11 protein-coding genes are annotated in these 14,498 nt (G+C 65.0%); 6 read left to right on the plus strand and 5 right to left on the minus strand.

All coding sequences use genetic code 11. The annotated features are described in order from the left end of the window. Window positions 1-7: 7 nt before the first annotated feature. Entirely contained in the window at window positions 8-1,834 is a 1,827-nt protein-coding gene (locus ABIA96_RS17165) for an ABC transporter ATP-binding protein/permease (RefSeq protein WP_354138236.1), read from the minus strand. A 202-nt stretch (window positions 1,835-2,036) separates the two neighbouring features. Here ABIA96_RS17165 and rpmE point away from each other — a divergent pair, with 202 nt between their 5' ends. Next, on the plus strand, window positions 2,037-2,264 hold the full coding sequence (gene rpmE, locus ABIA96_RS17170) for a 50S ribosomal protein L31 (protein WP_007599895.1): 228 nt from the start codon (window positions 2,037-2,039) through the stop codon (window positions 2,262-2,264). 398 nt (window positions 2,265-2,662) lie between these two features. Here the strand turns inward: rpmE and rcdA are convergent, their stop codons facing one another. Beyond that, window positions 2,663-3,172 (minus strand): protease adaptor protein RcdA, encoded by a 510-nt coding sequence (rcdA, locus tag ABIA96_RS17175; protein ID WP_354138237.1) that lies wholly within the window; start codon window positions 3,170-3,172, stop codon window positions 2,663-2,665. Window positions 3,173-3,670: 498 nt separating this feature from the next. Continuing rightward, entirely contained in the window at window positions 3,671-3,862 is a 192-nt protein-coding gene (locus tag ABIA96_RS17180; protein ID WP_354138238.1) for a DUF1192 domain-containing protein, read from the minus strand. 117 nt (window positions 3,863-3,979) lie between these two features. Between ABIA96_RS17180 and ABIA96_RS17185 the strand changes: the two genes are divergently transcribed. Next, window positions 3,980-4,978: an NAD(P)H-quinone oxidoreductase gene (locus ABIA96_RS17185; protein ID WP_354138239.1), complete on the plus strand. Its 999-nt coding sequence runs from the start codon at window positions 3,980-3,982 to the stop codon at window positions 4,976-4,978. A 153-nt stretch (window positions 4,979-5,131) separates the two neighbouring features. Continuing rightward, window positions 5,132-8,008: an EAL domain-containing protein gene (locus ABIA96_RS17190; protein WP_354138240.1), complete on the plus strand. Its 2,877-nt coding sequence runs from the start codon at window positions 5,132-5,134 to the stop codon at window positions 8,006-8,008. Window positions 8,009-8,158: 150 nt separating this feature from the next. Here ABIA96_RS17190 and ABIA96_RS17195 read toward each other — a convergent pair whose 3' ends face one another. Continuing rightward, window positions 8,159-8,422, minus strand: coding sequence for a DUF7662 domain-containing protein (locus tag ABIA96_RS17195; protein ID WP_354138241.1), 264 nt, complete (start codon window positions 8,420-8,422; stop codon window positions 8,159-8,161). A 144-nt stretch (window positions 8,423-8,566) separates the two neighbouring features. Between ABIA96_RS17195 and ABIA96_RS17200 the strand changes: the two genes are divergently transcribed. Further along, window positions 8,567-10,063, plus strand: coding sequence for a GGDEF domain-containing protein (locus ABIA96_RS17200; protein WP_354138242.1), 1,497 nt, complete (start codon window positions 8,567-8,569; stop codon window positions 10,061-10,063). Between the two features lie 38 nt (window positions 10,064-10,101). Here the strand turns inward: ABIA96_RS17200 and ABIA96_RS17205 are convergent, their stop codons facing one another. After that, on the minus strand, window positions 10,102-10,977 hold the full coding sequence (locus ABIA96_RS17205; protein WP_354138243.1) for a UTP--glucose-1-phosphate uridylyltransferase: 876 nt from the start codon (window positions 10,975-10,977) through the stop codon (window positions 10,102-10,104). A 220-nt stretch (window positions 10,978-11,197) separates the two neighbouring features. Here ABIA96_RS17205 and ABIA96_RS17210 point away from each other — a divergent pair, with 220 nt between their 5' ends. Both ABIA96_RS17210 and ABIA96_RS17215 read left to right on the plus strand, forming a co-directional pair. Further along, entirely contained in the window at window positions 11,198-12,601 is a 1,404-nt protein-coding gene (locus ABIA96_RS17210; protein WP_502918830.1) for a lytic murein transglycosylase, read from the plus strand. A gap of 149 nt (window positions 12,602-12,750) precedes the next feature. Beyond that, entirely contained in the window at window positions 12,751-14,409 is a 1,659-nt protein-coding gene (locus ABIA96_RS17215; protein ID WP_354138244.1) for an SGNH/GDSL hydrolase family protein, read from the plus strand. Window positions 14,410-14,498: the final 89 nt, after the last annotated feature.

The following is a 14,498-nucleotide window of genomic DNA, read 5'->3' on the forward strand; positions in this document are numbered from 1 at the left end:
AATTGCCTCACGCCCCCTCGAACTGCAACCTCGCCAACCGCGCATAAAGCCCGTTTGCAGCGACGAGCTCCGCATGCGTGCCCTGCTCGACGATCTTGCCCTGGTCCATTACCAGGATGCGGTCGCAGGAGAGCACGGTGGCGAGGCGGTGCGCGATCACCAGCGTGGTGCGGTGGCTCATCAGTTCCTCCAGCGCGGTCTGCACCAGCGTCTCGCTTTCGGCGTCGAGCGCGGAGGTCGCTTCATCGAGCAGCAACAGCGGTGCATCGCGCAGGATCGCGCGCGCGATCGCGATGCGCTGGCGCTGGCCGCCGGAGAGCATCACGCCGCGCTCGCCGAGCGGGGTCTCGAAACCTTCGGGCAGGCGGCGGATGAACTCGGCGGCATGCGCGAGCTCGGCGGCACGCTCGACCTCGGCATCGCTCGCATCGGGCCGGCCGAAGCGGATGTTTTCGCGCGCACTCGCCGCGAACACGTTGGATTCCTGCGGCACCAGCGCGATACGGGAGCGGAAATCGCGCGGGTCGGCGGACTTGACGGGAACGCCGTCGAGCGAGATCGCGCCATTGCGCGGATCGTAGAAGCGCAGCAGCAGATGGAAGATCGTGCTCTTGCCCGCGCCGGACGGGCCGACGATCGCGACCTTCTCGCCGGGCCGCACCGCAAACGACACGGCGTCGAGCACGTTGACATCGGGACGCGCGGGATAGGCGAAGCTGACGTGATCGAAGCCGACCTCGCCGCGGCCGGGCATTGGCAGCGCGCGCGGCGACGCCGGCGGCTTGATGTCCGGCTGCACGTGCAAGATCTCGAACAGGCGTTCGGCGGCGCCGGACGCAGCCGACACCTCGCCCCAGACTTCGCTGAGCTGGCCGAGGCCTGCCGCCGCGAAGGCCGCATAGAGCACGAACTGGCCGAGCCGGCCCGGCGTGATCGCGCCGGTGAGCACGTCATGCGAGCCGATCCAGAGGATCCCGACCACGCTTGCGAACACGATGAAGATGACAATGGCGGTGAGAACCGCGCGCGCCTGGGTCGAGGTGCGCGCCGCCTCATAGGCCTGCTCGACCTCGCCGCCAAAGCGCTTCGTGGCGAGCCCTTCGCTGGTATAGGCCTGCACGGTGCGGATCGCGCCGACCAGCTCGCCGGCATAGGCGGACGCATCGGCAAGCGTATCCTGCGCATTGCGCGACAGGCGCCGCACCCAGCGCCCGAAGGCGACCAGCGGCAGCACGATCAGCGGGATCGCAAGCAGCACGAAGCCCGAGAGACGGGGACTGGTAATCACCATCATGGCTGCCGCGCCGAAGAACATCATGAGATTGCGCAGCGCGATCGAGACGGAGGCGCCGACTGCGGACTTGATCTGCGTGGTGTCGGCGGTGAGCCGCGACACCAATTCGCCACTGCGCGCGGAATCGAAGAACGCCGGCGACAGCGAGAGCAGATGCGCAAACACGTCGCGCCTGAGATCGGCGACGATGCGTTCGCCGATCGTCATCACGAGGTAATAGCGCGACGCACTCGCGAGCGCGAGCACGGCGACAACAGCGATCATCACCGAGAAGTAGCTGTTGATCAGCGCGATGCCTTCCGGCGTCAGGCCGAAATCGATCATCCGGCGGACCGCGACCGGCACCAGCAGCGTGGTCAATGCGGCAACCGTCAGCGCGACAAAGGCGAGCGCCGCCCGGCCGCGATAGCGGGCCACGTAAGGCGCAAGCGCCATCAGCGGCCGCAGCCTGGCGCGGCCTTTCTCAGGCTGCTCGATCAGCTCGACTTCGATCGACGCGTCTTCTACAGGCCCGGTTTCAAGCCGTTCTACTGCGCTCATGAGATCCGACCAAAAAGAGATAAGTGTGCTCCAGATAGGCCGGCGGATCGGTCGTGGCAAATCCGGGATGTCCCTCAGGGGACCGCCCGGTTCTCCTGTCCCCACAATGGCTTGTTTTAGGGGGCTCCGTGGGTTATAGAGCCGCCAAATCCGTCATCGATCATCACTCAAGCGCGCGGCGCCGGTCGCCCTAGGAATTGCCATGAAAGCCGAGATTCACCCGAATTATCATACGATTAAGGTCGTGATGACCGACGGAACCGAGTACCTGACCCGCTCCACCTGGGGCAAGGAAGGTGACACGCTGAATCTCGACATCGACCCGAAGTCGCACCCGGCCTGGACCGGCGGCAATGCCCAGCTGATGGATCGCGGCGGCCGCGTCTCGCGCTTCCAGAAGAAGTTTTCGGGCTTCCTCAAAAAGGATTGATCCGGCCCTCGAGGCTGGAGACGAAAAACGCCCCCGGGAGACCGGGGGCGTTTTTGTTTGTGGGGCTATCCGCGCCGCTCTCTGCCCCGTCATCCTGAGGTGCCGAAGCGGAGCGGAGGCCTCGAAGGATGAACGGCCGCAGCCGGGGCGTCGCCCTTCGAGGGCCGCTGAAGAAGCGGCCACCTCAGGGTGACGGTGTTGGTTTTGTGGGCGTGTCGTTGAACGAGACCAAGGTCCCGTAGGGTAGGCAAAGCGACTGATCCGCCATAGCTCGAAGAGCGACGGCCGAAGCGTGCCCACCAACTTTTATCGCAATCTGAAAGAGAGATGGTGGGCACGGCGCGTTGCGCCTTTGCCCACCCTACAAGACTGCGCTCGCAATGACGGGAGGCTGGACCTTATCGCTCGAACGCGGCCTTCAGCGCGTTGAGATGCGGCACCAGCGGGTTGCCGATCGCGGGCATATCGGCCGGCGGGGTGTGGATGGTGGTGTCGAGGCGGCGCACGCGGGTCTGGAGGCTCATCGAACGATGGATCAGGTCCTGGAGCTGCGGCGGCAACTTCTCGATGGTGTCAGAAGCACCGGGATCGGCGGCGGTGAGCTTGACCTTGGTCTTCTCGCGACTGGCCTGGACCAGCGTCATCTCGCCTTCTTTCACCGCGCGGTGCAGCAGCAGCCAGGAGGCGAGCTGCATCAGGCGCGTGGTCAGCCGCATGCTCTCGGTCGCATAGGTGAGGCTGACCGCGCGATCGAGCGCCTTGGCCTCGTTGCGGCCGTCGCCGTCGAGATAGGCCGCGGTCTCCTCGACGAGATCCATGCCCTCGCGGAACAGGACGCCGAACGCGGCGGAATTGGTGAACCGCTCGCTGAGTTGAACGAGAGCGCCGTCGGCCTGCAAACGTTCCATGGTTAACGCCCCTTACGCAACTGTTTACCTGTCCGGCTTGGACGCCGGCTTATGATGAACAAATCATTGCGCGCTGGGATCGCGGAGTCCAGCGACAAGCGCGGATATGGTTTCCGCGGGTCATTCCTCGAAATTCAACTTGAGTGAGAGCCAAAAGAACGAAAAAAGAGCCGCCGGAAGACCGGCGGCTTTTAAAGTTGATAACAGGGAGGCGTCAAACAGAGTGGACAGGAGCCACTCGGTGTCCAAACGAGGACAGTTCCAGTCATAAACCGGAAAGCTTAATAGCGAGTAAATGAGCGATTATTTTGAGGGTTCGTTAGCCGTGTCGGTCAGCGGCCGAGCCGTGTCTCGTGCTCCGGACGCGGTGTGGCACGAAGTCCTGCACTGCTGAGCCGGGGCCCAGCACTTTTGATGGAGGCTGCCTGGAGAGACATGGGTCCCGGCGCAGCGTCGCACGCCGCACCGCGTCCGGGACACGAGTGGAAAGTCCAGCGGCTACGACTTGAAAAAACTATCCGCCGCATCGCGCGAGGCGCGCTTCTTGTTGGCGGCGTCCTCCAATCGCACGATCTCGATCTTGAGCAGGGCGACGCGCTCGGTCAGTTCCTCGACCGACAACAGTGAGAGATCCTGTCCGATCTCATGGGTGACCTTCTTGCGCGGGCGGTCGTCGTCTTCCATCGGCATCGTCGTTCCTCCTGCGTTCGCGGACCGGACCACACGGCTGAGGCGGTTGCCAGCCCCGACCGCGCTGGCTAAGCAAAGGCCCCGTTTCCCTCTCGCACCTTTGCTCAAGGACACATCATGGACAAGCTGCCCGCGCAAATGACCGTGGTCGCCATCTCCAAGCCCGGCGGACCGGAGGTGCTGGTGCCGGAACAACGCGCGCTGCCGCAGCCCGGTCCCGACGAAATCCTGGTCAAGGTGCAGGCCGCCGGCGTCAACCGGCCCGACGTGGCGCAGCGCTCCGGCGCCTATCCGCCGCCCCCCGGCGCCAGCGACCTGCCCGGCCTCGAGATCGCCGGTGAAGTGGTCGCCGTCGGCAGCAATGCCAAGCGCCACAAGATCGGCGACAAGGTCATGTCGCTCGTCGCCGGCGGTGGCTATGCGCAGTATTGCATCGCGCAGGACGCCCAGGCCATGAGCGTGCCGCCGGCCCTGTCGATCACGGAAGCCGGCGCGCTGCCGGAAACCCTGATGACGGTCTGGCACAATGTGTTCGAGCGCGGCGGCCTGAAGGCCGGCGAGACGCTGCTGATCCATGGCGGCTCCTCCGGCATCGGCACCATGGCGATCCAGCTCGCCAAGGCGTTCGGCGCAAAAGTGTTCGTCACCGTGGGATCGCAGGACAAGATCGACGCCTGCCTCAAGCTCGGTGCCGACCGCGCCATCAACTACAAGACCGAGGATTTCGTCGCGGTGGTGAAGGAAGAGACCGACAAGGTCGGCGTCAATCTGATCCTCGACATGGTCGCCGGCGACTATGTCGACCGCAACTATGACGCCGCCGCGGTCGACGGCCGCATCGTGCAGATCGCGACCCTCAACGGCCCCAAGATCAGCGTCAACATCGCCAAGGTGATGGTGAAGCGGTTGACCCATACCGGCTCGACCCTGCGTCCCCGTAGTAATGCGGACAAGGCGGCGATGGTCGCCGCGATCGAGGCGAAAGTGATGCCGCTCCTGCGCGAAGGCCGCGTCAAGCCGCTGATGGACAGCGCTTTCCCGCTGGAAAAGGCATTCGACGCCCACCGGCGCATGGAGACCTCCGCACATATTGGCAAAATTGTGTTGGAGGTCTAGGCCGCTGGCCTACCAAGCCAGGCGGAAACCCTTTGATTTTCCTCGCTTTCGTGGCATCTATCGCGACGCGCCGAACCACATCTGTTCGGTATGAAATCGTCTTTACGAGCCAGCCTTGCACACGAAGTTTGCGTCGAACGCGGAGAACTGACCTTGCGTCTGATCAGGTGCCTCGCGCCCATCGCGCTGGGCCTCATGATTCTTGTCGCCGCGTCCCCTGCACGCGCGCTTGACGCCGTCAGCGTCCGCAGCGACGCGCCGGCGATCGACCTCACCGGCGTGCTCGAGCATCAGCGCAGCGACGCCGACCGCATCCAGGTTTCCACCGCGCCAGGCACCGACGGCATCGTTCGCCGCATCGAGGTGCGCGCCCGCGAAGGCGGCCAGAACTGGGTGGTGTTCGCACTCGCCAACAACACCGACGACCAGCTCGACCGTCTGATCGTCGCTCCGCATTACCGTATCGTGTCCTCAGGCCTGTTGTGGCCCGACCTCGGCCTGTCGCGCATCGCGACCATCACGCCCTCGACCGGCGACCGGCCCGAGCGGCAGGAAAGCCCGACCGCCGACGTGTTCCGGATCACGATCGACCCCGGCGCGGTCGTCACCTTCGTCGCGGAACTGCGCACCGACAAGCTGCCGCAGCTCTATCTTTGGGAGCCCGAAGCCTACAAGGACAAGGTCAACTCGTTCACGCTGTACCAGGGCATCGTGATCGGCATCTCAGGCCTGCTGGCGCTGGTGCTCACCATCCTCTTTGTCGTCAAGGGCAGCATCATGTTCCCGGCGGCCGCGGCGCTGGCCTGGGCGGTGCTGGTCTATATCGGCGTCGATTTCGGCTTCTGGGGCAAGGTGCTCGACATGTCGAACAACGCCGAGCGCATCTGGCGCGCGGCGGGTGAAGCGATCTTGGCGGCAACGCTGCTCGTGTTTCTGTTCGCCTATCTCAATCTCAGTCGATGGCATGTGCGCTATTCCCACATCACGGTGGGCTGGCTTGCGTTCCTAGGGTCACTGGTGGCGCTCGCTTTATTCGATCCGGCTGTCGCCTCCGGCATCGCACGCATCTCGCTGGTGCTGATCGCCTTCGCCGGCTTCGCGCTGATCGTCTATCTCTCCACCCACGGCTTCGACCGCGCGGTGCTGCTGATCCCGACCTGGTTCCTCCTCGTGGTCTGGGTGGTCGCGGCCGGCATGACGGTCGCCGGTTCCGTCACCAACGACATCGTCGGCCCGGCGCTGCTCGGCGGCCTCGTGCTGATCGTGATGCTGATCGGCTTCACGGTGATGCAGCACGCCTTCGCCGGCGGCGGCGCCACCACCGGCGTCGTCTCCGACATCGAGCGGCGCGCCCTGGCCCTGGCCGGTTCCGGCGATCTGATCTGGGACTGGGACGTCTCCGCCGACAAGGTCTTCACCAGCCCCGAGACCGAAGCCCTGCTCGGCCTCAAGCGCGGCACGCTGGAAGGCCCGGCGGCATCCTGGCTCGAAGTGCTGCATCCGCTCGACCAGGACCGTTTCCGTGCCGCGCTCGACAGCGTGCTCGACCAGCGCCGTGGCCGCCTGGTGCAGGATTTCCGCCTGCGCACCCCTGACGGCCATTTCATGTGGTTCGCGCTGAAGGCGCGCCCGGTGGTCGGCTCCGACGGCGAGGTCTCGCGCGTGGTCGGCACGCTCACCGACGTCACCGAGCTGCGCAACGCCGAGGAACGCCTGCTGCACGATTCCGTGCATGATAATTTGACCGGCCTGCCCAACCGCAAGCTGTTCATGGACCGGCTCGGCGCCGTCGCGCATTTCGCCAAGACCATGCCGACGCTGCGGCCGACGCTGATGGTGATCGACCTCGACCGCTTCAAGCAGGTCAACGATTCCGTCGGCATCGCCGTCGGCGATTCCATCCTGCTGACGCTCGCCCGCCGCCTCACCCGCATCCTGAAGCCGCAGGATACGCTGGCGCGGCTTGCCGGCGACCAGTTCGGCCTGATCCTGTTGTCGGAGCAGGACCCGGCCCGCATCACCGCCTTCGCCGAAACCATCCGCAAGACCATCCGCGCCCCGATCGCCTTCAACGATCGCGAGATCTTCCTGACCGCCTCGATCGGTCTCGCCCTTTCTGATCCGCAAGTTCAACTGACTGACGAGATCATCAAGGACGCCGAGCTTGCGATGTATCACTCCAAGCGCATCGGCGGCGACCGTATCGACGTCTACAAGCCCGCGATGCGCGCTCGCAAAACCGATCGCCTGACGTTGGAGAGCGAACTGCGCCGCGCCATCGAGCGGCAGGAGCTCACCATCCTGTACCAGCCGATCGTGCGGCTGGAGGACCGTTCAGTCGCCGGCTTCGAGGCGCTGGTGCGCTGGGATCACCCGAAGCTCGGCCGCATGGCGCCGTCGGAATTCATCACCATCGCGGAAGAGACCGGCCTGATCATCGATCTCGGCATGTTCGTGCTCGACCAGACCGCAAAGCAGCTCTCGATCTGGCAGCGCGCGATGCGCTCGCGCGAGCCGATCTTCGCCAGCGTCAACGTCTCCTCGCGGCAGTTGCTGCGCCACGACCTGATCCACGACATCCGCACCGTGCTGTCGCGCTCCTCGGTGGCGCGCGGCACGCTGAAGTTGGAATTGACGGAATCGCTGGTGATGGAGAATCCGGAGCACGCGGCGCAAATGCTGACGCGGATCCGCGAGCTCGGCACCGGATTATCGCTCGACGATTTCGGCACCGGCCATTCGTCGCTCGCCTATCTCCAGCGCTTCCCGTTCGACACCATCAAGATCGACCAGTCCTTCGTCCGCACCACCAATCGCGGCACGCGGCCGGTGATCCTGAAGTCGATCATCGCGCTCGCGCATGATCTCGGCATGGACGTGGTGGCGGAAGGCGCCGAGACCGATTCCGACGCGGTCGAGCTGTATCAATTGGGCTGCGAATACGCGCAGGGCTTCGCCTTCGGCGAGCCGATGGATGCGGACGCGGCGATGCGGCTGCTGACGGAAGTGCGGCTCGAGGCGGCGAGCTGATCTCGTCGCGAATCCGGTATCGTAGGGTGGGCAAAGGCGCACTTGCGCCGTGCCCACCATCTATCCGACACACCAACAGAAGTCGTGGGCAGGCTCCGCTTTGCCCACCCTACGAGACTGTTGGATAGGGAGAGACCGCCACTCGCTGCGCTATCTCCGCCCGTCCTTCTTCTGCTTCGTAAATCGCACCGTCTGGCCGTCCGGCATCCGCATGGCCTTGAAGCCCGCGGCGAGGCAGGCTTCGCGCTGCGGCATCTTGATATCCGGGCTGCGCGAGGTGTCCCACCATGAGGCGCGATTCGCCGCCCGCGGCAGGGCTGCGCCGATGATCTCCTCGATCTCTTCAAAGCTCAGCAGGAATTCCATCTGCTTCTGCCTCAGCAGGTAATCGCGTAACGCGTCGTAATCGTTCACCGCCGTCCTCTACATTTGTCCGCGGCCTGATCTGCGCAAAAGCGAGGCGAACGGAAACCAATCCTTAACTCATTGCAGCGGCGCCGTCGCGGCTTAAACACTACGCAAGATTTCAGGCGCATCCGTTAGGGTCGGGAGCAAAAGATGCTGTCTGGATGGCGCGAAGCCACGGCCCGCCGGCCCTGGCGTATTTCGGCGAAGCTGCTGATCATTTCGTCCGTCGTGACCGTGATCGGCTTTTCGGCCATTTGCGTCAACGTCATGCTCGACATGCGCCGCGGCGAGGAGGCGCTCGCCCGCCAGACGCTGGAAAACCTCGCCACGTCGATCGACGCCGACATCAGCCGCAACATCGATATCTACGACCTGGCCCTGAAGGCGGTCGCCAGCAACGTGCTGCTGCCCGAGATCAACACGGTCTCGAAGCCGATCCGCCAGCTCATCCTGTTCGACCACGCCACGACCGCAAAGCATTTCGGCGCCATCCAGGTGTTCGATGCCGACGGCGATCTGACGATCGATGCTTCCACGCTCGATCCGGTTCCGGAAAATCGTGGCAGTGAGGAATATTTCAGGGTCCACCGCGATAATTCCAACGCCGGCCTCTTCATCAGCCGCCCGATGCTGTTCCGGGGCGCCTACGCCATCGTGTTGAGCCGGCGTCTCAGCGATACCGATGGCGGCTTCATGGGTGTCGTCGCCGGCTCGATCCGCTTCACCTATTTCCACGAATTGTTCGAGCGGCTGAGCCTCGACCCCGAGGACACCATCACCGTGCTCAAGCGCGACCGCACCATCATGATGCGGCGACCGTTCGATCTGGACATCATCGGCAAGAACCTGGGGACGCAGCAGGACTGGAAGGCCGACAATCTCAAGGCCGGCGGATCCTATGCCGGTCGAGGGCCGGTGGACGTAACGCCGCGTCTCTACGTGCGCAGCAGCGGCTCCGGTCCGCTGTTCGTCGTGGCGGGCAAGCCGCTCGGCGCGGTATTCGCGCTCTGGCAGAAGGAAGCCTATCGCATCGGCGCCGTGGTTCTGGTGCTCGCTCTGTTCGTGCTGGGCTCGGCCATCGTGCTCGCCCGCGAGATCGGCCGCCGTGCGGATGCCGAAAGCAGGCTCGAGGAGATGGCGACGACGGACGCGCTCACGGGCCTGCGCAACCGCCGCAAGTTTGATCATGTCATCGACATCGAATGGCGCCGCGCCATGCGCCAGAAGACGCAGGTCGCGCTGCTGATGATCGATGCCGATCACTTCAAGGCCTACAATGACACCTTCGGCCACCAGGCCGGCGACCAGGTGCTGGTCGGCATCGCCATCTGCATCTCCGATTCGGTGCAGCGCGCCGGCGACTGCGCCGCGCGCTATGGCGGCGAGGAGTTCGCCGTACTGCTGCCGAACACATCCGCCACCGACGCCTTCAAGATCGCCGAGACCATCCGGGCCAAGGTGCTGGGCTGGTCCGACGGCGGGGCCGGATCGACCGTCTCCTGCGGCATCGCCAGCCTCGCGCCTGCCAGCGGCATGGACTGGGCCGTGCTGGTCGCCGCCGCCGACAAGGCGCTCTATGCGGCGAAAGCCGGCGGGCGTAATCAGTCGGTGGTGGCAAGCTTGCCGAAGCTGTCGCTGGTGGCGTGAGGAGCGACGCTCGCCGCCGTCAGCAATGACGAGGGGCGCTACTGCCCCAGATACTTCTTCATCTCGGCGATCAGCCCCTCGCGCAATTCCGGCCGCTGCAGCGCGTAGGCGATGTTGGCGCGGAGGAAGCCGGGCTTGGAGCCGCAATCATGGCGCTCGCCCTCGAACTCGACGCCGTAGAACTTTTGCGATTTGGCGAGGCCGATCATGGCGTCGGTGAGCTGGATTTCGCCGCCAGCGCCGCGCTCCTGGGTCTCCAGGATCTTGAAGATCTCCGGCTGGAGAATGTAGCGGCCGGTGATCGAGAGGTTGGAGGGCGCGGTGCCCTTGGCCGGCTTCTCGACCATGCCGTCGACCTCGAACATCTTGCCGGTGCGCTTGCCCACGCCGCAGATGCCGTATTGATGGGTGAGATGGTCGGGCACCGCCTCGACCGCGATGACGTTGGATTTCTCGCCGAGCTTGCCGGCGGTCTCGACCATCTGCTTCAGGCAGCCGGGCGAATTGAGCACCAGTTCGTCGGGCAGCACCACCGCGAACGGTTCGTTGCCGACGATGTCGCGCGCACACCAGACCGCATGTCCAAGACCGAGCGGCGCCTGCTGGCGGGTGAAGCTGACGGCGCCGGCTTCCGGCTGGTTCTGCGCCAGAACGTCCTGCTCGGCCTTCTTGCCGCGCGCGGCCAGCGTCGAGTCGAGCTCGAACATCCGGTCGAAATGATCCTCGATGACATTTTTGTTGCGGCCGGTGACGAAGATGAAGTGCTCGATGCCGGCCTCCCTCGCCTCGTCATAGACGTACTGGATCAGCGGCTTGTCGACGATGGTGAGCATTTCCTTCGGCATTGCCTTGGTGGCGGGCAAAACGCGGGTGCCGAGGCCGGCGACGGGGAATACGGCTTTGCGGATTTTCATGTGATTGATCGAATACCTTGGGGCGCACGTGAAAGAAGCAATGGCATCTTGCTAGCCGGTTTGCAGCCGGTAACAAAGGCGGATGTAGGGCTCGGCCCCTGGAACTGAGAAAACCTGGAATTGAGAAAAGGCCGCCACCGAAATTTCACCTTTGTTAAGATATTGGCAACCGTAACGAGGCCTCCTGATGGCTGATTTTTGGCTGGACGGGTGGGACATGATGCAATCGGTGGCAGGAGTGGCAAAACGCGGTGGATCTGTAGCCGGCGCAACAATGCTTGCGGCCGCGCTCCTGTTCCCTGTGTCCGCGCAGGCCCAAGGGCAACAAGGGCAAAACGGCCTGTCGAACCTGTTCGGCGGAATTTTTTCCGGCTCGAACCCCGCGCCCTCGCAAGCCCCGCCCGGCCCCGGTGGTGCGCAGACGGGAGTTCAGCCGTGGAGCGGCGAGGACGGCGCCTCCGGCCATCCGCTGATGACGGCGGCCGCGATCCGCGAAGCCGCGTCCAATTTCGACAATTGTGTCGCGGGGATGTGGCCCGATGCCGCACGCCGCAACATCACACGGGAGAACTTCCAGCGCTTCACCGCAGGCCTTTCGCCCGATCTGCGCATCATGGACCTGATGGATTCGCAGCCCGAATTCACCAAGTCGATCTGGGACTATCTCGACATTCTCGTGAACGACAATCGGTTGGCCAAGGGCAAGGAAGTCCTCGCCAAATACAAGGCGCAGTTCGACGCCACCGAGAAGGCCACTGGCGTCGACCGCTACATCATCGCGGCGATCTGGGGCATCGAATCCAATTACTCGACGCAGATGGGCGACCGCAGCGTGCTGCAATCGACTGCGACGCTCGCCTGCGTCGGCCGCCGCCAGGCTTATTTCAAGGACGAGTTCCTCTCGGCGCTGGAAATCCTCAATCGCGGCGATCTCAGGCCTGAGCAAATGCGCGGCTCCTGGGCCGGCGCGTTCGGCCCGACGCAGTTCATGCCGACCGCATTCAAGCGCTTCGCCGTGGACGGCGACGGCGACGGACGGCGCGACGTCGTCGACAATCCCACCGACTTGATCGCGTCGACCGCCAACAATCTGAAGAAGGACGGCTGGCAGAGCGGCCAGACCTGGGGTTACGAGGTCGCAGTGCCGCAGGGCTTCAACTACATGCTGGCCGATCGCGCCAAGGCGATGACGATCGCGCAATGGGAGAAGCTCGGGCTCAAGCGCGCAACCAACCAGCCCTTCCCGCATCCGGCGGAAAAGGCCTATTTGCTGGCGCCCGCCGGCGCGCAGGGACCCGGCTTCCTGATGCTGCAGAATTTCCGCGTCATCATGAAATACAATCCGGCCGAGGCCTATGCGATGGCGATCGGTCATTTCGCCGACCGCCTGCGCGGCGGCCAGCCCTTCGTGCAGCCCTGGCCGCGGCAGGAGCGGGAGTTGTCGCGGGGTGAGCGGCTTGAATTCCAGCAGTTGCTGGTGCAGCGCGGCTTCTACAAGGGCACCCCGGACGGCCAGTTCGGCGGCCAGACCCGGGAGGCGCTCCGCAGCTTCCAGGCCTCGATCGGGGTCCCCGCAGACGGATTTGCCTCCTCCGACGTGCTGGAACGGCTTCGCGGGCGGTAAAATCGCGCCGAAAGTAACCCTGACCCGGGATTCTGGCCGATCCCCGGTGCATTGCCTCACGAATCTGCAAGAGAATTTGCCCGTTTGGCGCCCGATTCCGTTATTATATTGAGGCAAATCCAGACCCTGTTGCGCGCGCCCGAGATCGCATGTCGAAGCCAAAATCCTTTTTCAAGGCGCTGACCGAGACCGGCCCGCTGATCGCGCTGGGGACAGCGCTTGCGATCCTGATCTCGATCGCGGGGCCGGCTTCGGCGCAGTTTTTCAACTTCCCCGGCTTCGGCGGCCCGCCGCAGCGCCAGGCCCCTCAACGCAGTGGCGGCGGATGGTTCGGCGGCGATTTCTTCGCGCCATTCCAGCAGCAGCAACAGCAGCAGGCCCCGCGCCAGGATTTTTCGCGCGCGCCTTCGCCGGCCAAGCGCGAGACCATTCCGGACAAGACCGTGCTGGTGATCGGCGACGCCATGGCCGACTGGCTCGCCTATGGTCTGGAAGACGCCTACACCGAGCAGCCCGACATGGGCGTGATCCGCAAGCACAGGACGACGTCCGGCCTGATCAAGTACCAGCCGAAGGGTGAGCCCTCGGACTGGGCCGCCGCGGCGAAAGGCATTCTCGAGACCGAGAAGCCCGACGTGATCGTCGTCATGCTCGGCCTCAACGATCGCATCGCGATCCGCGAAGCTGCGCCCGACAAATCCGACAAGGACAAGAAGAACGAGAAGGGCGCGCGCGCCAAGCCCGCGGGAAAGCCGGGCGACGCCAAGCCCGACACCGCCGCCAAGCCCGATGACAAGCCGGCGGACACCGATCTGCCGCAGGACGACGCCGATAACGCCGATACGCCGGCGGCCGCGCCTGAAAAGACCGCGCGCAACCCGAACGGCCTCTATGAATTCCGCGACGACCACTGGGTCGAGCTCTACGGCAAGAAGATCGAGGAGCTCGCCAATGTCCTCAAATCCAAGGGCGTGCCGGTGCTCTGGGTCGGCCTGCCCGCAATCCGCGGCCCGAAGGGCACCGCGGACATGCTGTTCCTGGATTCGCTCTATCGCGAGGGCGCAGCGAAGGCCGGCATCACCTATGTCGACGTCTGGGACGGCTTTGTCGACGAAGCCGGCCGCTTCCTGCAGAAGGGTCCGGATTTCGAAGGCCAGATCCGCCAGCTGCGCAGCGGTGACGGCGTCTATTTCACGAAGGCCGGCGCGCGAAAACTCGCGCATTATGTCGAGCGCGAGATCACGCGCCTGCTGGCGGGCCGCTCCGGCCCGATCGCGCTGCCGAGCGAGCCGGCGACGCCCGACACCAATGCCGAGCCCGGCAAGCCCGCGCCGCGGCCGCTGGCCGGCCCGATCGTGCCGCTGGTTGCGGCCTCGATCTCGACCGATCAATTGCTGGGTGGACCGGGCACGCGCCCTGCCGCCGTCGATGCACTCGCAGCTAGGACGCTGGTCAACGGCGAGCCGCTGGCAGCGCCTGCGGGCCGTGCCGATGATTATTCCTGGCCGCGCCGCGAAGTCGGTCGCGAGCAGGCCAAGGGCGATACGCCGGTGGCGGCGACCACACCTAGCGGTGGCGCTGCTGCTCCCGGCATGCCCGGTGCGGCCGCTGCCATCGCACCGCCAAAGCTCGCGCCGAAGAGGCCGGCGCCGCCGCAGCAGCCCGCACAGGCCACGCCGTCAATTCGCGATTTCTTCGGCTTCGGCTCGCCGCAGCCGGCGCCGCGTCAACTGGCGCCCACCCCGCGCAATCCCGCGATTCTGCGTCCGCCCGGCAATGTCGGGCGCGCGGCGGAGGTGGTGCGGTAGTTGGCCTCGTGTCCCGGACGCGCTGCAGCGCGTAACACTGATGCGCCGAGCCGGGACCCAGTTCGTGCTTCACAATAATGTGCCCCGGC

The sequence above is a fragment of the Bradyrhizobium sp. LB11.1 genome (assembly GCF_040549385.1).
In the GTDB taxonomy this organism is placed as follows: Bacteria; Pseudomonadota; Alphaproteobacteria; order Rhizobiales; family Xanthobacteraceae; genus Bradyrhizobium.

Coding starts and splice junctions, on each gene's coding strand:
- rcdA (WP_354138237.1), bottom strand. CDS start 3,172: ATGGAACGTTTGCAGGCCGACGGCGCTCTCGTTCAACTCAGCGAGCGG.
- ABIA96_RS17210 (WP_502918830.1), top strand. CDS start 11,198: ATGCAATCGGTGGCAGGAGTGGCAAAACGCGGTGGATCTGTAGCCGGC.
- ABIA96_RS17185 (WP_354138239.1), top strand. CDS start 3,980: ATGGACAAGCTGCCCGCGCAAATGACCGTGGTCGCCATCTCCAAGCCC.
- rpmE (WP_007599895.1), top strand. CDS start 2,037: ATGAAAGCCGAGATTCACCCGAATTATCATACGATTAAGGTCGTGATG.
- ABIA96_RS17200 (WP_354138242.1), top strand. CDS start 8,567: ATGCTGTCTGGATGGCGCGAAGCCACGGCCCGCCGGCCCTGGCGTATT.
- ABIA96_RS17165 (WP_354138236.1), bottom strand. CDS start 1,834: ATGAGCGCAGTAGAACGGCTTGAAACCGGGCCTGTAGAAGACGCGTCG.
- ABIA96_RS17215 (WP_354138244.1), top strand. CDS start 12,751: ATGTCGAAGCCAAAATCCTTTTTCAAGGCGCTGACCGAGACCGGCCCG.
- ABIA96_RS17180 (WP_354138238.1), bottom strand. CDS start 3,862: ATGCCGATGGAAGACGACGACCGCCCGCGCAAGAAGGTCACCCATGAG.
- ABIA96_RS17205 (WP_354138243.1), bottom strand. CDS start 10,977: ATGAAAATCCGCAAAGCCGTATTCCCCGTCGCCGGCCTCGGCACCCGC.